At 74.1% G+C, this 20,813-nt stretch carries 14 protein-coding genes and 1 pseudogene; 3 read left to right on the top strand and 12 right to left on the bottom strand.

Annotation, left to right across the window (positions count from 1 at the left end; all coding sequences use genetic code 11):
- Nucleotides 1-49: 49 nt before the first annotated feature.
- The 8 genes and pseudogenes from fxsT to ACFXGX_RS32610 form a co-directional block, all read right to left on the bottom strand.
- Nucleotides 50-3,061 (bottom strand): FxSxx-COOH system tetratricopeptide repeat protein, encoded by a 3,012-nt coding sequence (gene fxsT / locus ACFXGX_RS32645; protein WP_384798420.1) that lies wholly within the window; start codon nt 3,059-3,061, stop codon nt 50-52.
- A gap of 273 nt (nt 3,062-3,334) precedes the next feature.
- A pseudogene (locus tag ACFXGX_RS32640) lies at nt 3,335-3,829 on the bottom strand (aKG-HExxH-type peptide beta-hydroxylase); the annotation flags it as partial.
- Between the two features lie 1,392 nt (nt 3,830-5,221).
- A complete protein-coding gene (locus ACFXGX_RS32635; protein WP_384798417.1) occupies nt 5,222-6,592 on the bottom strand; it encodes an FxsB family cyclophane-forming radical SAM/SPASM peptide maturase in 1,371 nt (456 codons plus the stop codon).
- A 273-nt stretch (nt 6,593-6,865) separates the two neighbouring features.
- The gene (gene fxsA, locus ACFXGX_RS32630; RefSeq protein ID WP_384798414.1) at nt 6,866-7,177 is read right to left on the bottom strand and encodes an FxSxx-COOH cyclophane-containing RiPP peptide; all 312 of its coding nucleotides are present in this window, start codon (nt 7,175-7,177) and stop codon (nt 6,866-6,868) included.
- Nucleotides 7,178-7,232: 55 nt separating this feature from the next.
- Nucleotides 7,233-10,544 (bottom strand): SAV_2336 N-terminal domain-related protein, encoded by a 3,312-nt coding sequence (locus ACFXGX_RS32625; protein WP_384798411.1) that lies wholly within the window; start codon nt 10,542-10,544, stop codon nt 7,233-7,235.
- Nucleotides 10,545-10,551: 7 nt separating this feature from the next.
- A complete protein-coding gene (locus ACFXGX_RS32620; protein ID WP_384798408.1) occupies nt 10,552-11,580 on the bottom strand; it encodes an AAA family ATPase in 1,029 nt (342 codons plus the stop codon).
- 157 nt (nt 11,581-11,737) lie between these two features.
- Entirely contained in the window at nt 11,738-13,789 is a 2,052-nt protein-coding gene (locus tag ACFXGX_RS32615; protein ID WP_384798405.1) for a trypsin-like peptidase domain-containing protein, read from the bottom strand.
- Nucleotides 13,790-13,857: 68 nt separating this feature from the next.
- Nucleotides 13,858-14,478, bottom strand: coding sequence for a CU044_2847 family protein (locus tag ACFXGX_RS32610; RefSeq protein WP_384798402.1), 621 nt, complete (start codon nt 14,476-14,478; stop codon nt 13,858-13,860).
- Nucleotides 14,479-14,660: 182 nt separating this feature from the next.
- Here ACFXGX_RS32610 and ACFXGX_RS32605 point away from each other — a divergent pair, with 182 nt between their 5' ends.
- Nucleotides 14,661-14,843, top strand: coding sequence for a DUF6104 family protein (locus ACFXGX_RS32605; protein WP_005312030.1), 183 nt, complete (start codon nt 14,661-14,663; stop codon nt 14,841-14,843).
- A 39-nt stretch (nt 14,844-14,882) separates the two neighbouring features.
- On the opposite strand, the gene ACFXGX_RS32600 is transcribed toward ACFXGX_RS32605, so the two are convergent.
- The gene (locus ACFXGX_RS32600; RefSeq protein ID WP_384798399.1) at nt 14,883-15,716 is read right to left on the bottom strand and encodes a hypothetical protein; all 834 of its coding nucleotides are present in this window, start codon (nt 15,714-15,716) and stop codon (nt 14,883-14,885) included.
- A gap of 164 nt (nt 15,717-15,880) precedes the next feature.
- Between ACFXGX_RS32600 and ACFXGX_RS32595 the strand changes: the two genes are divergently transcribed.
- Nucleotides 15,881-17,023 (top strand): DUF4097 domain-containing protein, encoded by a 1,143-nt coding sequence (locus tag ACFXGX_RS32595; protein ID WP_384798397.1) that lies wholly within the window; start codon nt 15,881-15,883, stop codon nt 17,021-17,023.
- Nucleotide 17,024: 1 nt separating this feature from the next.
- Nucleotides 17,025-18,101, top strand: coding sequence for a helix-turn-helix transcriptional regulator (locus tag ACFXGX_RS32590; protein WP_384798394.1), 1,077 nt, complete (start codon nt 17,025-17,027; stop codon nt 18,099-18,101).
- 414 nt (nt 18,102-18,515) lie between these two features.
- On the opposite strand, the gene ACFXGX_RS32585 is transcribed toward ACFXGX_RS32590, so the two are convergent.
- The 3 genes from ACFXGX_RS32585 to ACFXGX_RS32575 all read right to left on the bottom strand — a co-directional run bounded on the left by ACFXGX_RS32585 (nt 18,516) and on the right by ACFXGX_RS32575 (nt 20,413).
- Entirely contained in the window at nt 18,516-19,103 is a 588-nt protein-coding gene (locus ACFXGX_RS32585) for a Clp protease N-terminal domain-containing protein (RefSeq protein ID WP_384798391.1), read from the bottom strand.
- On the bottom strand, nt 19,103-19,312 hold the full coding sequence (locus ACFXGX_RS32580) for a helix-turn-helix domain-containing protein (protein WP_148010429.1): 210 nt from the start codon (nt 19,310-19,312) through the stop codon (nt 19,103-19,105). The genes ACFXGX_RS32585 and ACFXGX_RS32580 overlap by 1 nt, the downstream gene beginning before the upstream one ends.
- Before the next feature lie 135 nt (nt 19,313-19,447).
- Entirely contained in the window at nt 19,448-20,413 is a 966-nt protein-coding gene (locus tag ACFXGX_RS32575) for a zinc-binding dehydrogenase (RefSeq protein ID WP_384798387.1), read from the bottom strand.
- Between the last annotated feature and the right edge of the window lie 400 nt (nt 20,414-20,813).

Below are 20,813 nucleotides of genomic sequence, written 5' to 3'. Positions count from 1 at the left end.
GTCCTCACGGACTCGGGGCCGGGCCCCTTCGGTGTTTCCCACCTGCCGGTCAGGTGATGTACGGCTCGAAGTCCCAGAACGGCCGGTTGCGGGAGCGGGCGGAGATGGTGTGGGCGTGCTGGGCACCGAGCGTTCCCGCCAGGTCCTCCAGCGCCTCCTGCTCGAGCTTCTCGGCCTGCTGGACGTCTCTCAGTCCGCGAAGGTCCGCCGCGAGCGCGATCCGCGCGGACAGCGTCAGCGGGTGGACCCGCCCCAGGGTCTCGGTGGCCCTGGCGACCGTCAGGTGGCCGAGTTCAGCGGCCGCCTCAGGGTCTCCGACGAGGTTGCGCAGGGCCGAGGCGTTGACGGCGCACCCCAGCGTCCAAGGGTGGTTCTCCCCCACCGCCGTGGTCATCTCGGCCAGGCACTGCTCGAGAGTCACGTAGGCCGCCTGGCGTTCGCCCACGCTGCGCAGCACCAGCGCGTGGTTGGCCCGGGTGCCGGCGAGATAGGGGTGGCCTTCGGCGAGCAGCAGTTCGTAGCGTGCGACGACGGCCTCACCGACCTCCCGCGCGTGGTCGATGTCGCCGTGCTCGCGGGCGAAGCAGCTCTCGCTGACAGCGAAGCTCAGCGTGGTCGGATGGCTCTCCCCGAGCACACGCTCGCTGCGTTCCAGGATGCCGGCGAGCATCGCTCCCACCCGAGTCCGGTCTCCCGCCCGGTATTGGCACAGCGCGAGGTTGTGTTCCGCACGCAGCGTCTCCGGGTGGTCGGGGCCCATGACGAGGCGGTGTTCACGGACGCTCTTGGCCTGGATCGACTCGGCTTCGGTGTAGCGCCCCAGGAGCCTCAGGTCGGTCGCGTAGGCGATCTCCGAGTACAGGGTCCACGGGTGCCGTCCGCGCAGCAGTGACCGACGCGCCTCCAGCATCCGCCGGTCGATCTCCAGCACTTCCTGGTAGCGGCCCAGCAGCCGCAGCGAGACGGCGACGTTGTTCTGCGCGTTCAGGGTGCGCGAATCCGTCTCACCGAGCAGTTCCCGGTACGCCGTCAGGAGCCACTCGGAGCGCTCCAGAGCCTCGTCGTACCGGGCCAGGCCTCGCAGGTCGGCGGCAAGCCCGCCGACTGCCCGCAGATGGTCGAAGTCGTGTTCGCCCTGCTCCCGGCGCAGGTGGTCCACGGCCGCCCTCTCCAGGGCTTCCGTTCGTTCGTAGTCGCCCACCGCGCGCAGCAGATTGGCATAGTGGTGGGTGAGTTCCCAGATCCTCGGGTGGGTGCCGCCGAGCAGGGCGCGCCATGTCGCCATGGCGCGTTCCCCGAGTTTGATGCCCGCCACGTACTCGCCCGACAAGTACATGTACCGCATGCAGTTGAAGACGAGCTGCTGGACGGAGGAGTCATCGCTCTTCAGAACGTCCGCGTACTTCAGATGCGGGGTGATCTCCGCGTATCGGGGCCACAGCCGCGTGTCCGTCGGGCGTCTCGGGTCCGCCGCGGCCAGGGCGCGGCGGACCACGTCGATGAACTCGCGGCGGTCCTCGTCGGGCATGTCCTTGTGGACGATCTGGTGGACCATGCGGTGCAGATACAGGGACTCGCCGGAGGACGCCGCCTCGTCGCCGGCCGCCTCGTGGGACTCCAGACGGACCACGGAGTACTGGCGGAGCTGGTTGATCGCCTTGTTCCACAGCAGCGGGTCGTTGAGCAGACCCGCGATCTGTTCCGGCAGTTGGTCGTGCGGCATCTCCTTCAGGAGGCGTACGGGGATGAAGCCCGGCGCGAAGAAGGTGCACAGGCGGAGCAGGTCGACGGACTCCGGGACGGTGTCGCGGAGTTTGTTCAGCAGTATCGACCAGGCGGTCTGGAAGGCGACCGGGAAGTCGGCGGAGATCTTGACGACGTCCTGGTCGATGCCGCCGTCCAGGAGGGCGATGTACTCCTGGACGGACAGGTCCGAGTCGTTGAGCCAGCCGGCCGTCTGGTCCAGCAGGAGGGGCAGGTCCTCCAGCGCATCGGCGAGTTGGTCCGCCTCGGGTTCGCTCAGGCGGGGTGCGCGGCGACGGATGAAGGCGACGGACTCGTCGCGCGCGTAGACGGGCACCTCCAGCAGTTTGCTGTTGTGCTCGCTCCACTCGGGGTTGCGCGAGGTGATCAGGACGTGGCCGGGCCCGGTGGGGACGAGGTCGTAGATCTGGTCGGGCTCGTCGGCGCCATCGAGGATCAGCAGCCAGCGCGAGTACGGGTCGCCCCGGCGCAGCGAGTCGCGTACGGCACGCAGCCGTTCGCCGTACTCGGCGCCGGTCGAAAGGCCCAACTGCGGTGCGAGTTCGGCCAGTCGGCGCCGGTAGGTGACCCGTTTCTCGGCGTTGACCCACCACACCACGTCGTACTCGGAGCCGAAGCGGTAGACGTACTCGGCGGCTAGCTGGGTCTTGCCGACGCCGGACATGCCGTGCAGCGTGACCACGCCCGCGCCCGCCTCGGCGCCCTGGAGCAGGTGGTAGGCGTCGTTCAGGAGTGGCTCGCGGCCCGTGAAGCGGGTGTTGCGGCGCGGCACTCCGCCCCACACCTCGGGCATGGCCGCCGGGAAGCGGGGGCCGCGCCGGGCGCCTTCGACGGACTCGGGGAGCGGTTCGGAGGGCAGGTCGAGGCGTTCGAGAACACGGCGCTCGGCTTCGTCGGCGCCCATGTTGTTCAGGTCGACCGCGCCGAGCACGGTGGTGGCCGTCGGCAGCGTGCTGTTGGTGACGGAGACGGCCGTGAAGCGGGACGGGTCGGGCGCGACGACCTCGCGCAGCGCGGCGTTCCACTCCTCGTGGGTGCGCGGGCCGAGCTGGAAGTACCACTCGCTGACGACGATCAGGATGCGGCCCTTGGCCAGGGTCAGGTCGCGCAGCAGGTCCACGAGGGGCACCTCGGCCGGGGAGTCCCAGCGCTGGTACACCACTCTATGTCCACGCCGCTCCAGACGGTCCCCGATCCAGGCCGCCCAGGCCCGGTTGAAACCGGCGAAGCTGATGGTGACGGTCTGCTTCGCGGGCCCCCTCTCGGCTGGCCCGACCGGTGTACGAGCTCCAGACATGCAGCGGCCTCCCCGCGCGTGATTTTAGAACGGCCGCGAGGGTCGGCGATAGGGCGCCGACGCACACCAGTCGCTTGCTCCACGGTTCCATTTCAAAGGTGTTCAGCGCCGATCTTGGCGCACGGTCAGCCCCGCGTCCGGGAACCCACTTCTTTCGGCGAGGATGGCTCAATCGTGACGGGTCATGGCCGGTTCGGCCGGCGCGCGGGGCGCGTACCGAGGGGGCGACGCGACTCGATCGGCTTCCGCCGCGCCCCCCTTGGGGTGCGGGCTTCATTCGCCCGGTGCGTGGCGCCGGTTCCACAGCGCCCGGGCGGCCTGTACGTACGCCGTCGCGCGCGCCGCGTGTCCGCGTGGCGGCGGCTGTTCGGCGAGCCGTTCGTACACCTCGACCATGCGGTCGACGAACCGGCGTCCCCGCACGGTGAGATCACCCGATCCGACGAGCGCCGGCAGGACGGCCCCGACCTGTGCCTGATAGCGCGCGTGCTGCGCCCAAGCGGCGTCACGGCGGGTGGGATGCGTGGCGGCGAGCGCGCCGCGCTGGAAGAAGTCGGCGAGCGCGAGGTGGGAGTAGGCGCCCTGCAACAGGCCGTCGTACGGGCGGGGGTCGGGGCGCCAGGGAGCGAAGTGACGGAGGGTCGGGCTCGCGTGATGAAGCGTCAGCATGTCGCTGAGCGCGGCCAGTTTGGTGTGCTGGATCTCGTGGACGAGGGTGGCCGCGAAGGCGGTCGCCGTCGCGGGCGCGCTGCTGAGGATCGCGCCGAAGGCCTCGCGCCGGGTGCCGCTGCAACTGCCGCCCGCGCCGCCGCCGGGCCCCCCACGCCGGGCGGCGCCCCCGGGCCCCGCGCACCCCCCCGCGGGCGGGGACGCCGCGCGCCGGGGGAGGCCCCCCCCCCCCCGCGCCCCCGCGCGCGCGGGGGCGCCCGGGCGGGGGGGTTGTTCCTGTGCCGCCGCCTCCGCCCCCGCGGGGGTCCCCCACCACGCCCCCCCCCCCGCCCCCGGCCCCCCCGCGGGCCCCCGCGGCCAGCGGGACCAGGCAGCACAGCAGGGTGACCGACTCCGCGAGCCGGCGTTCGCCGCCCGTCGCGAGCGCCGCGGCGGTGCCCGACCAGGTGTGCAGCCAGTGCTTGCGGTCGGCTTCGTCGAGGGCGGCCGGGCCGCTCAGGGTGTCCGGGCGGGGTCCGCCGCGGGCGGTCCGATACGGGTCGAGGTCGTCCAGCGGTACGGCGGCGGAGCCCGGCACCAGACCGGGCAGCGTGTACGCCGGCGTCCAGGCCGCCGACTCCGACCAGGCGCCGGTACCGCTCTGCGGGCGAACGACCACGTCCGCCTCGCCGCGCCGGCGGAGCGTCAGCCGTCCGCGCCGGTGCACGGCGGTCACCTCGGTCTCCCCTGCACCGGGCCCGCCCGTGCGCAGCGCGCCGAGCGAGGGCAGCGCCAGCACGCCGTCGTAGGCCGTCAGCCGTACCGCGTAGGACACCCCGGCACGGGCCGCGGCCGCGGCGGCGAGCGACCCGAAGTGGGCGAGCGCGCGGGCCTGTTCACGGGGGTCCCGGCCGGGGAGCGGGCCCGTTCCGGACCCGAGCGCGCGCAGGGTGTCCCTGGCCCAGGGGCCGATGAAGGGGTGGAGGAGGAGGGCTCGTACGGGGGACACCGGGTCGGAGTTTCCGGACCCCGCGTCCGCCTCGGCCACCGAGAGGGAGCCGACGGGCCCGTACGCCCCGTCGGCCGCGGGTGAGGAATCGGCGGACCCGTACGATCCCCCGGCCACGGGTGAGGAACCGGCAGGCCCGGACGATCCCCCGGCCACGAGTAAGGAACCGGCAGGCCCGTACGATCCCCCGGCCACGGGTGAGGCACCGGCAGGCCCGTACCATCCCCCGGCCATCGGCATAGCACCGCTGTGAGACCGTCCCCGGCGGTGGGCGGGCCGCTCCCGCCGTTCGGCCTCCTCCAGCAGGGCCCAGTCCGCGCGCAGCCGGTTCAGCGCGGCGGCGGGACAGACGTCCGGAGCGGCCGACTCCGCGGCGTCGAGGACCGCGCGGAGCAGGAGCAGTCGACGGGTGTGCTGGTCGCGGACGAGGAGCCCGAGGGTCTCGGGGCCGCCTTCGGTGCGGCCGAGTTCGTCCACGGCCCGTTCCGGGACCGCGGGGAGGATCACGGGACATCTCCTTGGGAAGCGGGGGAGGCGGCGGAGGGGGCACCGGAGGCGGGCGCGGGGGAATCAGCGGGAACGGGGGGCACCGCCGGCACGGGGGACACGGCAGGTACGGGGGACACGGCGGGAACGGGGGACACGGCGGGAACGGTGGCCGTGGCAGGTACGGGGGACACGCCGGGAACAGGGGCCGTGGCCTCCGCGAGCCTCCCGGCGACATGGCGGATGAAGCGCTGGAGGTCGGCGCAGTACACGGACGGGTTGGCGAAGCCGTGGCCGGCCCGGTATCGATGCGCGTAGTGTCCGCCGCCGCACACGGAGAGCAGCGGGCAGGCCCGGCAGCGCGCGGCCAGCGAGGCGGCGCCCGCCTGCCGGGCCGCGACGCCGGGGTGCCGCAGTGCCTCGTCGAAACGGTGCCGGAAGACGTCGAGGCCGGTCCTGGCCGCCCCCTCGTAACAGGACTTCAGGGAGTCGACCTGCTCGATGGAGCCGTCCGTCTCCACGACGAGGGCGTCGAAGGGCGCGAGGCCGAGGGACTCGGTGGCGGCGGGCAGCCCGAGGAGCAGCGCGAGGCACTCCTCGAAGAGCCGCACGCGTGTCTCGCGTCGCCCGGCCCGCCACCAGCGGTCGAAGACGGCGCACAGCCAGTCGCCGTAGGGGGTTCCCGGTCCCTGCCGGTGCGGTGGGGGCGCGGTCCAGTTGCCGTGCGGGAGGAGCAGGTCGATGGCCGGCGGCCGGAGCGCGAGCAGGGACTCGTACAGCTCGACCGGGTCCGTCGTGGGGTCGACGACGGTGAGGATCCCGGCGTACGCCTCCGGGTGGCGTTCGGCGATCAGCCGGGCGCCGCGCGCGGCGGCGGGCCAGGACGGGCGGCCGGCGTGGTCGGTGCGCAGCGTGTTGTGCTCGGGCAGGCCGCCGTCCAGGCTGATGCCGACCCTGACGGAGTGCCGGGCCAGGACGGCGAGCCGCCGTTCGGTGAGCAGGGTGGCGTTGGTCTGGACGGTGGCGTGCACGGTGCAGCCGTGCGGGACCCGGTCGCGGACGAGGCCGGTGAACCGGGCGAGGGTGTCCACACCGGCCAGCAGGGGTTCGCCGCCGTGCAGGACCAGGGACAGATCCGTCAGACCGTGGACGGCGGCGTGTTCGCCGATCCTCCGCGCGGTCCGCTCCAGGACGCCGGGCGGGGCGGCGGCGGGGCGGGCGCGCCAACTGCGGTCAGGGCCCTCGTAGAGGTAGCAGTAGCGGCAGGCGAGGTTGCAGCGGCCGTGCATCTTCACGATGAACTGCCGGAAAGGAAAGGGCGGTTCGGGAACGGGACCGTCCCACGAAGGCCGTACGGGGTGCGGCGCGGAGGTCACGGTGGCCGGCATCGGCATCGACAGGGGCGGGGGCAGGGGTGTCCGCGGGGGTATCGGTGTCGGGGAGGTCGCCTCTGCAGACACTCCGGCACCCCCATGGTGTACGGCCGCACGATCCCACGCCGCGAACCGCGCCACGGCCCCCTGTCCGTACCGGGCGACATGCCCGCCCGCACACCGGCCACAAACACCGACCGTCCGAAGTTGTCCGGTTCAATCACGGGCGTGGACTTGAACTGACCGCTCGTGAGCGACGGTTGTCCGGTCCGTCGCCCACTCGGCCGTTCAGAAGGCGTTGTTGAACCCCCACAGGATCTCGCTCGGCTCTCCCGAGCGGGCTCGCAGGTCGGCCAGTACCTCTGTCAGGACCGGGTGTCGGACGGTCCGCAGCTCCGCGAGGTCCAGCTCCAGCAGGTCGGGGACGGGGAGGTCCGCCGGATCCGGTGTCCCGGTCGGGGCGTCCCCGGTGGCCTCGGGGGACATCGGCCGCGCCGGACCCCGGAACCGGTCCGGGGATCGCGGAAGGCGGTCCCCCGCCGCGTCGCCGTCCTGTGCGCCGTCCCGTATGCCTTCCCCTACGTCGTCCCGTGCGCCCATTCGTCTTCTCCCTCGCCTTCACTGACTCCGCCCCGGCGGCCGCCGGCAGGCGCTCTCACTCCAGCTCGGCCAGCCGCTGTGCCGTCTGCCGGGCCGTCGGCTCTCCCGTGCTCGCGACGCCGTCCGGCAGCCTGGACCACTCGGTCCGTGCGGCCCGGTAGGCCTCGCGCGCGGCACGCGGGCGCGCCGCCGCTTCGTAGGACATACCCCGCCAGTGCTGTGCCCGAGCGGCCAGTTCCACGGCTTCCTGGCGCGTGCGCTCCGTCTCCGCGTCCTCCTCGGCCTCGCGGGCCGACTCGGCCGCGGCCCGGAAGGCGTCGATCGCCTCGTCGAGCCGCGCCTTGCGGCCGAGGCTCTGGTACGCCTCGAACTGGGCCTGCCCGAGCTCCAGCCAGCAGCGGGCGGTGGTGAGCGGCGGGCCGTCCTCAAGAGCCGCGAGGCCGAAAAGGTGCTCGGCCTCGCGCAGGTCGACCCGGTCACCGCGGGCGCGGTAGCGCAGCATCAGCGCGCGGCCGAGGAGCAGCAGGCGGTGGGCGAGTTCGCCGCTGCCCGCGGGTGTCTCGGTACGGCAGTCCCGCAGCACCCGGATGGCCCGGTACAGCGATTCGCCGGGGACGCGTGCGCTGTCCGCCACGGCGTGGCGCAGCAGGGCCTCGCCCCATTCGGCGAGGACGTCGGCGTGCGCGGGGGCGTCCCGGGGCACTCCACGGGAGGCCTGCTCGAACCGCGCGGCGGCGTCCTGGAGTTCGCGCGGGTCGCCCGTGTCGGCGTACCGGACGACGTGGACGCGCCCGGCGCGCACCAGCAGGGCGGAGCGCAGCCCCTGGTCGCGGGTGAGGGCGAGTGCCTCCTCCACGTGGTCCCGGGCGTCGTCCAGTGCGCCGCCGGACCCCAGGATCGCGTCGACGAGGTCGAGGAGGATGCGGACGCGTGAGGACGCGCCGTCCGGAGCGGGCGGGTCCTCGGGGCCGGTCTCCAGGGCGGCGCGCAGGGAGCGCGCGCCCTGTTCCGCGTACAGCCTGGCCTGTTCGTGGTCGGCCGTGGCGCCCGACAGGCGCAGCAGGACACGGCCGTGGGCGAGCGGGAGCCCGGAGGGGCGGCTTCGGCGGTCGGGCCAGGCGTCGGCGAACGCCTCCAGCATGCCGACGGCGCCCTGGAGGAGCGCGCTGTCGCCGCCGAGTCGCCACTGCGCCTCCAGCGCCCGTACCCGTTCCAGGGTGAGCCGCAGGGCCTCGGCGGCGTCCAGGTCGGGCGCGGCGCAGGCCACCGCGTACTCGCGGTCCGCGCGTTGCAGCAGGTCGAGCGCGCCGCGCCGGTCGCCGCGCCGCCTGCGGTCGGTGGCGGCGGCGTGCAGGACCCGGGCCAGGACGGCCCTCTCGCGCAGGGCCCGGGGGTGCGCGACGGCGCGTTCGGCGGCGGTCTCCGCCTCGCGCAGCAGGTCGGCGCCGCCCTGCACCTCCCACAGCAGCAGGACGCAGTTGGCGTACTCGGCCCACAGTTCCGGGTCGGCGCCGGGGAGCACCTCGTGTTCGGTCGCGCCGCGCAGCAGTTGTACGGCGTCGATGAGGTCCTGCACCATCCGGTCGCTGCCGAACTGGCCGGCCAGTGAGCGGGCCCTGAGCACGGCGGGGTGGGTGGGCCGCCGGCCGGGCGGGTCGTCGGGGCCGCGGGTGGGCGCGTAGCTCGCGAAGTGTTCAGGCAGCGGCATGAATCGCTCCAGTACCCGTGCGGCGACCTCGGCGAAGGGCTGGGGCACGAGGGTGGCGCCGCCGTTGTCGCCGTTCTCGCCCGGGTATCCGGCGCCGGGTGAGAGCGGCGGTCCGGAGCCGCCCTCGCCGAGCTGTGCCAGGGCCAGGGCGGGGAAGTTGGGACCTCCCTTGCCGAACCGGTGCTCGATGTATTCGGAGCAGTGTTTGAGCACCAGCATGGCCTCGTCGAGGCCCAGCGGGGACAGCAGGGCTTCCTGCGCCCCGGGCGCGAACTCGTACCACTGGGTGCCGTCCGCGCCGTAGTCCTCGGCCTTGGCGCGGGAGACCAGTCCGCTGAGCAGGACTTCGGCCAGTTCGGCGGGCCCGGAGTCGGGGAGCATGGTGCGCTGGACGAGCTGCATGACGGGAAGGCTGAGCGGGGCCGCGGCCAGATAGCCGGCCAGTCGCCCGGCTGTCTTGGAGGCGTTGGAGCGGAACCGGCTGACCAGTTCGAGCCCGGACATCCGGCGTCCGGGCCGGGCCCTCGGAGCGGGTTCGTGCTGCCCGCGCACCCAGCCGACGGCGCCGGCCACGGGTCCGGCGCCGGCTCCCGACAGCAGTCGTGCCCAGGCGCCGAGCGCGGTGGGCTCGGGCGGCAGGACGGGCACCGGGAGCGCGCCGCCGCGTGCCTCCGGCGGGGTGCCCGCGGGCAGCCGGACCTTGAGTGTGGCGGCGCCCGCGAGGGCTTCGCCGCGGGTCAGTTCGCCGTACGACACCGGGAGCCGGGTGCGGTTCCACATGCGCTGCGGCAGCGGCTGGAGTACGGCGGCGGGGCCGAGCCGGGACAGGTGGTGCAGGAGGCGGTGGGCGTGGCCGCTGTGCCACAGGGGGCCGGCGCAGTCGCTGACGAGGAGGGTGACGCGGCGGCCCGTCGGGTCGCTCAGCCGGTCGGCGGAGTGCAGGGGGGCCGCGCCGGGCTCGGGGCTGCGGCTGACGGCGGGTTCTCCGTCCGGGCCCTGGTGGAGGTGGCTGATCTGAATGTCCCGGAAGGCGCCGAGCCGGCTGAAGACCTGTTCCAGTTCGGCGAACATCCGGTCCCACACGCGCATGGACGAGGAGGCGTCCATGACGAGCTGGAGCGCGGCGTCGGCCCGGGTCACCCCGCGGAACACCGGCAAAACCAACCCGCCCGCCCGGGCGGTCTGTTCGGCGGTCTCGGTCTCGTCGAGGACGGTACGCAGGGGTGGTGCGGCGGTGCGGTACGCCTGCAACGGGCGTAATGCGCGCTGGAGTTCGAGGGGGGAGGGGAACGCGGGCGCGGCCGGGACGCCGACGGGCAGCACCGCCGACCGGCCCTGCCCGTAGCCGCGCGGCGCGCCGTCGCGCGGCACCGGGTAGAGGGCGACGCGCCGGTCGGGCTCCGTGTCCCGCCACGCCGGTCCGGGCCGGTCGCCGGGCGGCGGCCCTTCTCCCCGCGGGTCCGGGCGCCCGGCGGCGGGGTCCTCGGCCGCCGTCCTGTGGCCGGACGGCGGCGGGCTCCCCTGCTCGTCGCCGGTCCCGTCCGTCGGGCGCGACCAGCGGGCCAGCCACAGCGCGTCGGCCAGTTGCCGGGCATCGGGATCCAGCCCGGTCCGCCGTATCCGGGCGATGAGTTCGGCGATCGGGTCGCCGGAGGTCATCAGCGGGTCACCTCGGGCGGTCGAGTCGCTGGATGAGCAGGTCGGCGAGCCGGTCGCGGCTGGGCGGGGCCGCGGCGTCGGTGAGGTGGATGGCGTTCAGGAGCTGGTCCGCGGCGACGAGTTCGCTGCGCGAGCGCTCCAGGAAGTGGGTGATCAGGTCGTCCCCGGCGCGTGCGGCCTCGTCGCCCAGGTGGGCGCGTACGAAGGTGGCGAGCCGCTTGTGGTCGGGGCGGCCCAGTTCGAGGTGGATGCAGCGGCGCATGAGCGGGGCGGGGAAGTCGCGTTCGCCGTTGCTGGTGAGGACCACGAAGGGGAAGGCGTGGCAGCGCACCCGGCCGTCGCGCACCCGTGCCTTGGTGCCGTCGGCGGTGAGCACCGCGGCCTCGCCGCCGGGCAGCCGGTCGGCGACGCGCTGCAGTTCGGGAATCTCGAACTCGCCTTCCTCCAGCACGTTCAGGAGGTCGTTGGGCAGGTCGATGTCGCTCTTGTCCAGCTCGTCGATGAGCAGCACGCGCGGGGTCCCGGAGGGCAGCAGCGCGGTGCCGAGCGGGCCGAGCCGGATGTAGCTGCCGATGCCCTCGACCGAACCGGGGGCGCCGGGCGCGGCGGGGTCGGCACCGTGCGGGGCGGCGAGCTGCACGTCCTGGAGCCGGGCGATCGCGTCGTAGTGGTAGAGGCCGTCCCGCAGGGTGGAGCGGCTGACGATCGGCCAGCGCAGGACGTTGCCGAGGCCGAGTTCGTACGCGACCGAGTGCGCGAGCGTGCTCTTGCCCGCGCCGGGGCTCCCGGTGACGAGCAGGGGGCGGCGCAGATAGAGCGCCGCGTTGATCATTTCGAGTTCCTCGGCGCCGGGCCGGTGGAGTTCGGCCAGATGCCGGTACGCGCCCAGCCTGCGGTCCTCGGAGCCGTCGCCGTCACCGCCGGCGGCGTCCCGGCTCGCGAAGTCGCGCCACGGCGGCGGGGCGGGCAGCCGGTTCAGGCCGTCGTGGGGTTCGCCTGCGCCTCGGTAGATGAGCCACTCGCTGGAATCGGTCATTGCCCAGTCCTCGTCGTCACTCGTCCACCCCGGAAGCCGTCGATCGTCGCCTCACCGTATCGATCCGCGGTGGGCCCCGTAAGGCCCCAAGAGGGGCTCGCGGCAGCCCACTTCGGCCTCATCCGAGCATCACGCGACAACGGCTCCACCGATGCGGTCATGGTGCCTCCAGCAGGTCTCCGGTCCCGGGCAGGGGCCGGCGCGGGTCGTCGTAGAACAGGGCGATCCCATGAGCCCAGTAGGTCTCCGGCCGGCCCTCGCGCAGTCCGGCCCGCAGGGCGTGCACCAGGGCGGGGAGCCGGTCCGCGCCGCCCGCGCCCGCCACCGTGTCGCCGGCCCTTCGGTGGAACTCGCCGCAGACCGCCTCGGACTGTCCGCGCCAGCGCCGCCACAGCGCGACGCCGTATCCGCCGTGCACGATCCGGACGAGCGCGACCGGGTCGTCCTCGAAACGGTGGTCCCCGTAGCGGCAGAGCACCGGGACGGTCTTGTGCGGCAGGCCGCGCAGCGACTCCGCCGCCGGTACCGGTACCCGCAGACCGTCCTCGCAGTCGAGGACTTCGGCCTGCGCGCCGTGTGCGTGGATCCACCGCCAGCGGTCCTCGCGCTCATGCCGCTCCTCGTCGGCGGGGAGCGGCTTTCCGGCGTGGGCCGCCGTGTCGGCGGGTTCGGGGAGCTGCTCCCGGTCGGCACAGCGCACGACGACGGGCCGCTGGACGCCGAGCGGCGCCTCGTCCGGCCCGAACCGCCAGGCGTCGACGTCGAGTCCGAGCAGCAGATGGGGCAGCGCCACCTGGAGGTCCACGGGCCGTCCGGGTTCGTCGCACTGGCGGAAGGCCTCCGTCAGGGGCGCCGCGAGAGCGGCCGGCAGCTCCTCCAGCGGGGTGCGTTCGCCGTCCCGCAACCGCACCACCTCCCCGGTCGGCCGGCCCACGGAGACGTGCCAGTCGCAGCGGCCCGGCTCCCAGCCGAGCTGCTCCAGTTCGAGCAGGACGAAGAGGCGGGGCGCACGATCGGCGCTCCGCGTGGTGATGTGCGCCGCCTCTGCTTCCGCCGCCGAGGGGCCGCGGGGCGCCAACTGGAGCCGTTCGATCCACTGCTGACCGAGGCGGCGCCGGTAGGCGGGGCCCGGACGGCCCTCGGCGGTCTGCCGCACCCACTCCCACAGCGCCCGTTCGGCGGCCCGCGTGCCCGGCGTGACGAAGGGGCGTTCGGCGGACATCGCCCGCATGGCGTAGTCGAGGACGAGGTCGAGGGCCGCGTCCTGGCGCGAGCTCTCGTACAACGCCCCGAGCCCGTCGCGCCAGCCGCGCGGGGCCGGGTGCGGGATCGCCGCCTGGTCGCCCAGCAGGGATTCGAGGAGGCCGAGCAGGGCGCGGGTGCTGGCCGGCGGCGGCAGATCGGCGAGCCTGCCGAGGAGTTGGGTCCGCTCCTCGGGGCTGAGGGCCCGGCCGGGCCGGGCGCCGAGCTGGTTCTGCACGTCGGCCCAGGTGCTGCGGTCGCTGTCCGGGTGGCGCTGCCGGTCCCGGTGGTAGCGGTCGTGCGCGTGGAAGACGGCGTGGTACGGGTCGTCGTGCTCGGCGGCCGGCTCCTCGGCCGGCACCGGGAGCGACCGTAACTGCTCCACGCCCGTACAGGTCCCGCCGAGCCCCCGGTCCGTACGCGACTTCAGGACACCGACGACCTCACCGCGTACGGGGTCCACGACAGGACCGCCCGAGACGCCGGGCGGCAGCACGTCGCCGCCGAGGCGGATCTGCTCGTCGTCGGACCAGCCGCCGAGCGTGCCCTGGACCGTGCAGGTGCCGCTCAGCCGGCGCAGCTCCCCGCCGACCACGGACCAGCCGGAGTAGAGGACGACGGCCTCCTCGTAGTAGGCGGCCGGGCGCTCGGTGACGTAAGCGCAGTCGTGGTCCACCGGCTCGCGCAGCCGCACCAGGGCGAGGTCGGGGGACGGCCACGTACCGCGGGCCGGCAGCCCGGCGCGGTCCGGGAGGACCGTCGCGACCTCGCCGGTGACGGCGGACGTACCGCGGCCCGGCCCCCTCTCGTACACCACCGTCACCTCGTTCCCCTCCCCGCTCCGGACCACATGCGCGCAGGTCAGAACCCAATTCGGAGCGATGAAGAAGCCGCTCCCGAGGAACGTGCCGGGTTCGTCGAGGGCATACCCGGAGCCCGCGCGATGGATGCGTACGGTGGCGGCCATGACGAGATCACGCAGCGCACGGTGAGCGTTCCCGGGGCCGCCCGGTGCGCCCGGGGCGTGCCCGTCCGTCATGCCCCGCCCCCGCCGGAGGGGTCGGTGGCGGCGCCGTGCGCCGGGGCGCCGGGAGACGCGCCCGCGTGCGGGGCGGTCCCGGGACCTTGCGGGTCGGGTGGCCCCGCGTGCGGGGCGGCGGTTCCGGGCCCGTCCGGGTCGGGTGACCCCGCGCGGGGAGCGGCGATTGCGGCGCCTCGCGGGCCGGGGGGCCTCACGTGCGAGGTGGTCCCGGCCCCGTCCGGGTCGGGTGGCCCCGCGTGGGAGGCGGTGGTCCCGGTCCCCAGGTCGGGTGGCGCGCCGTTCCAGGTGAGCGTGACCGTGATGCCCGCCTTGGCCTCGCCGTCGGCGAGCAGCCCGACCACCTTGCCGGCCTTCGCCGTCAGCTCGATGCCGAACTCGACGCTGACCTCGTCGGGCCGCACCGCGCGCAGCGGGGCGGCGAGCGAGCGGGCGACCCCGGTGATCAGCGACTGCAGGGACTCGACCTGCGCCTCGACCCGCTCCGCGAAGCCGACGTCCGTCAGCGACAGCTCCCCGCCGGGATCCTCCAGTTCGTCCGCTCCCGAGATCCGCGCCCACACCGGTGTTCCGTCGGGCATCTCGATCCGTGCGATGCGCGTCACCGCGTCGCTCATGGCATCCCCCGTTCCCCCACGCCCCCGTGGTTCGAGCCGACCTTGCAGGCTAGCGTCGGCGGCCCGCGCACGACAGGGGCCCTCCCCGCGTTCCTCGCCCCCGGAGGCCCTCCGCCTGTCGCTCGCCCCCGCCTATCCTTTTCCCAGCGTTCCACTTACCTTTCACCCACGGAGCACCATCCATGTACTTCACCGACCGCGGCATCGAGGAACTTGAGAAGCGGCGTGGCGAGGAAGAGGTCACCTTCGAGTGGCTCGCCGAGCAGTTGCGTACGTTCGTCGACCTGAACCCGGACTTCGAGGTACCGGTGGAGCGGCTGGCGACCTGGCTGGCCCGCCTGGACGACGAGGACGACGAGGAGTAGGAGCGGGAGCTCCGGGCACCGTCCTCGCGCGGGGACCGGTCAGTCGTACGCGCGCAGGTGGTCGTACGCCAGACCGAGGGCGCCGCGGAGCATCAGGACGGCGCCGACGACGATCCAGCCGCCGCTGTGCCGCCGGATCCCCCAGGCGGTGAGCGGAAGGCCCACGGCGAGCTGGGCCGCGGCGAGGGTGCGGGCCCTGGGGCCGCGCAGCCAGGGCCCGAGACCGCCGCTCTCCACGACGTCGAGTTCGGCGCCCACCGCGGCTCGCCAGCCGTTCCACTCGATCTGCTCGGCGTCCGGCAGGATCCGGACCGCGTCACGCAGCCGTTCCACGGGCTCTCCGGGGTCGACCCCGGCCGGGAGGATCACCCCCGCGCGCGTGAGGACGGCGAACAGCCCGCTCACGCGCGCGTGCGCGTCGACCACGGGGTCGGGCTGTGTCAGCGGCTCCAGCAGTTGCATGTCGAGCACGGGGTCGAGGCCCAGACGGGCGGCGAAGGTGCGCATCGCCTCGTCCTCGCCGACCGGGGTGCCGTTCGCCAGCCATTCGTAGCCCACGGTGCGCCGGAAGCCCGAGGCCAGGGTGAAGCCGCTGCGGTCGGTGTCCCACCACAGCGCGAGAACGGGCCAGGGCGCGCCGACGGCGAGCGCCGCGGCCCATCCGGTGAGCACGCGGTCGACGGGTTCCGCGCCGTCTTGCCAGGGCTTGCCCTCGGGGACCAGCACGCTCCAGTCGGGGCCGGCTCCGGCGAGCAGCATCCGCTCGCGCAGCAGTTGGACGGCGGGGCCGACCGACTCCGGACGGGCCCGGCACAGCAACAGGGCGCCGGGGGTCGGACGGCCGCCCCTGGACACGCCGGAGGGAGTCGACATAGCCCCACTTTAGGGCGAATTGCCCGCTTCGATGCACTCACGATCCCCAGAACGGGTGTCTTGACTTTGCGCATCCGCGATATATCGTGAATACGGAAGACGCGATATGCCGCGTCGAGTTCGGGCTCGTACGAGGGTCCGGTCCGGCCGAGGAGGTCTGCACCATGTCCGAGTGGTCCGTGACAGAGCCGAGGAAGCTCTCCTTCGACGGCCCCGTCCAGACGCTGCACGTACGCATCGTCAACGGAACAGTGAACGTCGTGGGGACCGACGAGGGTTCCGCCCGGCTGGAGGTGTCCGAGCTGGACGGCCCGCCGCTCCAGGTGACCCAGGAGGGCGGCACGCTCACGGTGGCCTACGACGACCTTCCGTGGAAGGGCTTCCTGAAGTGGCTCGACCGCAAGGGCTGGCGCCGCGCGGCCGTGGTCTCCCTGACCGTCCCGACCCGTACGCACGTCGAGGTGGGCGTGGTCGGCGCCGCCGCGGTGGTCTCGGGGACGGACGGACGGGTCCAGGTCAAGGGCGTCACCGGCGACACCACGCTCGTCCGTGTCTCCGGCCCCGTGCGCGTGGAGACCGTCTCGGGGAACCTGGAGGCGCAGGCCGTCACCGGCGACCTCCACTTCAACTCGGTCTCCGGCGACCTGACCGTCGTCGAGGGCTCCGGCACCTCCGTGCGGGCCGAGTCGGTGAGCGGTTCGATGATCGTGGACCTCGACGCGACGGGCTCCCCCACCGACGTCCGGCTGTCGAACGTCTCGGGCGAGATCGCCATCCGGCTCCCCCACCCCGCGGACGCCGAGGTGGAGGCGAACACCGCGAGCGGCAGCGTCTCCAGCGCCTTCGAGGACCTGCGGGTCAACGGCCAGTGGGGCGCCAAGAAGATCACCGGCCGGCTAGGCGCGGGCAACGGCAGACTGAGGGCGATGACGGTCTCGGGCTCGATCGCCCTGCTGCGCAGGCCCCCGACGGAGGACGAGCCGTACGAGGACGTCCCCGCACCCCGGGACACGGCCCGGCCGACCGGCCCGGACGCGACCACCGGCACCACCCCGGCCGCGACCGCCGGCACCGCCGTGGACGGCACGGCGGCCGGGTCGACTGGCGACTCGGCGGACGACAAGGTGAGCGGCCCCGCGAGCGGCGGCACCGACGACGAGAGCGGTTCCGCGACCGACAAGGCCGACGACGCGGCGGGCGACTCCGCCACCGCCACAGCCACGGCGGGCGGCGCGGCAGGCGACACACCGGGCGACGATGCCACCGAGGGCCGGCCGGCCGACTCGACCGACAAGAAGGTGCTCTGACATGGCCCCCGTCTTCGCCCACGGCCGACTGCGCCTGTACCTCCTCAAGCTGCTGGACGAGGCCCCGCGCCACGGATACGAGGTGATCCGCCTCCTGGAGGAGCGCTTCCAGGGCCTGTACGCACCTTCGGCGGGCACCGTCTACCCCCGGCTGGCGAAGCTGGAGGCCGAGGGACTCGTCACGCACACCTCCGAGGGCGGCCGCAAGGTGTACGCGATCACCGACGCGGGCCGCGCCGAGCTGGCCGACCGGAGCGGCGAGCTGGCCGATCTGGAGCTGGAGATCCGCGAGTCGGTCGCGGAGCTCGCGGCGGAGATCCGCGCGGATGTCCGGGGCGCGGCCGGTGATCTGCGCCGTGAGATGCGGGCGGCGGCCACCGAGGCACGCCACGGCTCCGGGGCGGGCGCCCGGCCGAAGCAGCACGACGATCCGGCGGGCGGGCCCGGCCTCGACGACTTCCAGGACAAGGAGTCGTGGCGGGCGGCGAAGGAGGAGATGCGGCGCGTCCGTCAGGAGTGGAAGGAACAAGCCCGCCGCGCGAAGGACGAGAGCCGCCGCGCCCGCGACGAGGCGCAGCGCGCCCGCCGCCAGGCCAAGGAGGCCCAGGAGAGGGCCCGTGCGCAGGCCCAGGAGGAGATGCAGCGCATGGCCAAGCGCGTCCAGGACCAGGTCCAGGATCATTTCGCGCGGGGTGACTGGCCGACGGGCGTGCGCGAGGGGCTGACCGAACTGGCCAAGGAGTTCGGCGACTTCGGGAAGAACTTCGGCAAGGACTTCGGGAAGGATCTCGGCAAGGAGTTCGGCTTCGGCCGCACGCCTTCCGGAGCGCCCGTGGACGCGGAGTACTCGGCCACGCCGGAGGACTTCCCCGCCGCGTACGAACCGGCCTGGGCCCACGAGGACTCCACGGGCGACCCCGCCCGGGACCTCGACCGTCTGCTGGACCGCTTCCGTGACGACATCCGCGACACGTCCCGCGACCACGGGATCACGGAGGACCAGCTCCGTGACGTCCGCCGCCACTTGTCGGCGGCGGCGGCCCACATCGGCTCGACGCTGCGAAGCAGGCGGCCGTAGCTCTCCCCCGGTGCCGAGCACATGGCCGGCGGGACCACGAACACGGCCCCGCCCGCCCCGCTCGGCCCCGGGACGCCCCTCGGCCCGGGGCCGAGACAACCCGGTCGCCCCCGGCCCCGGGCCGGGAGAACCCGGTCACCCCGGCCCCGGGCCGAGACAACCCCGTCACCCCCGACCCCGCCGACCCGGCCGCGGCTCGCGCTGCCGACCCGGCCGCGGCTCGCGCTGCCGACCCGGCCGCCGCGGCGCAGCCGACCGGTGCCGAGCCGCGTTCGGCGGCTCGGGTCGGGACCCGTGCCGCCGCGCCCGCCCGGTCACGCGGGCCCGCACGGCTCACACCGGACCTCGCCCCGTGTCCGGACCGGCGCGGCCCCACAGGCCCGTCACCCGATCACGCCAGTCCGCCGCCGGCACTCACCCCGCCTCCGCCACCCCGGTCTCGCCGGCCGGTCCGGTCTCGCCGTACAGCACGCGCGTCACCGATTCGTAGGTGACGTTGTGGTCGGCCAGCACCTCGGCGGCGACCCCGCCCCGCAAGGTGACCGCCAGGAGCAGGTGCTCGTCCCCGATGTGCCGGTCCCGTCGGGCGGCGGCGATCCGCAGGGCTCGTACCAGCACGTCCTTCGCCTCCTGCCCGAAGGGCCGCCGACGGACCCGCCTGCCGTTCGCGCCGCACCTGCCCGACTCCAGCGCCCCTTCTCCATGCGCCTCCTCGATCCGGGAGATGATCTCCGACAGGTCGATGCCGAGCCCGGAGAGGGCGTCCGCGTCGGCGCGAGAGAGCCCGCCCCGGCGCCGAGCCTCGGCGAGGTCCCGCTCCAGCGACTCCCGGAACCCGGACTCCCCCAGCGAGGAGAGGGCGAAGGAGGCCCGGCTGCCCTCCCGGCCGAGGAGGGCCAGCAGCATGTGCTCCTCCTCGACCGTCTCGGCGCCCACCCGCTCGGAGTGCGCCACGGCGCCCTCGACGACGGCCCGCGCATCCTTGGTGAAGCGTTCGAACATCACTGCCTCCCGTACTTCTTGTGCACGGCCTGCCTGCTCACTCCGAGTTCCGCGGCGATCTCCTGCCACGACCAGCCCTGATGGCGCGCACTGCGCACCTGTACCGCCTCCAACTGCTCCAGCAGTCTCCGCAGCGCGGAGACCGCTCGCAGCCCGATCCGCGGATCGCGATCACCCGCGCGCTCGGCAAGATCCGTTGCTTCGGTCATGATGTCAACTTACGTTGACACCCTGCTTCTGTCAACCAAAATTGACACTGGCGGCGCCCGGACGTCCACGCCAAGCGAAACGGCGGGCCCGGAATATCCCGGACCCGCCGTTCGTGTGATTCCGTGCCCCGGGCCTCAGCTCGCCGTCAGCACGATCTTGCCGAACACGTCGCCCGACTCCAGCTTTTCGAAGCCCTCGCGGGCCCGGTCGAGCGGCAGCACCTCGTCGACGACGGGCCGCACACCGGTGGCCGCGCAGAAGGCCAGCAGATCCTCCAGCTCGTCCTTCGTGCCCATGGTGGAGCCGACCACCTTGAGTTCGAGGAAGAAGATCCGCGTCAGCTCGGCGTGCGAGGGCCGGTCACCACTGGTGGCGCCCGAGATGACCACGGTTCCGCCGGGACGCAGCGACTTGACCGAGTGCGACCAGGTGGCGGCGCCGACCGTCTCGATGACCGCGTCGACCCGCTGCGGCAGCCGCGCCCCGGACTCCAGCGCCTCGACGGCACCGAGTTCGAGGGCCCGCTTGCGCTTGGCCTCGTCCCGGCTGGTCGCGAAGACCCGCAGGCCGGCGGCCTTGCCGAGCACGATCGCGGCGGTGGCGACGCCTCCGCCGGCCCCCTGGACGAGAACGGAATCGCCGGGCCGTACCCCTGCGTTGGTGAACAGCATCCGGTACGCCGTCAGCCACGCGGTCGGCAGGCAGGCGGCCTCCGCGAAGGACAGTTCCCTGGGCTTCGGCAGCACGTTCCACGTGGGTACGGAGACCTGCTCGGCGAAGGTGCCCTGGTAGCGCTCGGTGAGGATGGACCGGGGCTCGTCGGGGCCGACCCCGTGCCCGCTCTGGCCGATGACGGAGTGCAGGACGACCTCGTTGCCGTCCTCGTCGACGCCGGCGGCGTCGCAGCCGAGGATCATCGGCAGTTTGTCCTCGGCGAGGCCGACTCCGCGCAGCGACCACAGGTCGTGGTGGTTGAGGGAGGCGGCCCGTACGTTCACGGTCGTCCAGCCCGGCCTCTGTCCGGGGGCCGGGCGCTCCCCCAACTCCAGGCCGTTCAGCGGCTGGTCACGGTCGATTCGGGCGGCATAGGCAGCGAACATGACCTTGACGATAGGCTCCGCCCCCGGCCGGGGGAACCGCCTCCGTCTGTGACACGTCCCCCACCGACCGGGTGGCCCCGGGCACAAGCAGTCCTCGCCCCCCTCCACCCCTACCCGTCCCGTACCCGGGGGCTGCCGCCCCCCAGCCCCCCGCTTCGGCCTGACGGCCTCGTCCTCAATCTCCGGACGGGCTGAAACTCTCCGGCGCCGGACAGGAAAACTCAGCCTCTCCGGCGATTGAGGAGCGGGGGTCCGGGGGCGGCGCCCCCGTGGCGGGACGGGCAGGGGCGGGGGGGCGGAAAATGCGGCGGGGGGCGCGGCGGGGGGGGACCCGCGGGGGGGGGGCGATCTCCGGGGCCGCGGGGGGGGCGCGGCCGGCGCCGCGGGGGCGCGCCCCCCC

Origin of the sequence: Streptomyces sp. NPDC059371 (assembly GCF_042751995.1) — a bacterium.
Taxonomy (GTDB): Bacteria; Actinomycetota; Actinomycetes; order Streptomycetales; family Streptomycetaceae; genus Streptomyces.
Note: the sequence above shows the minus strand (reverse complement) of the source record. Positions and strands in the feature narration are given on the sequence as shown.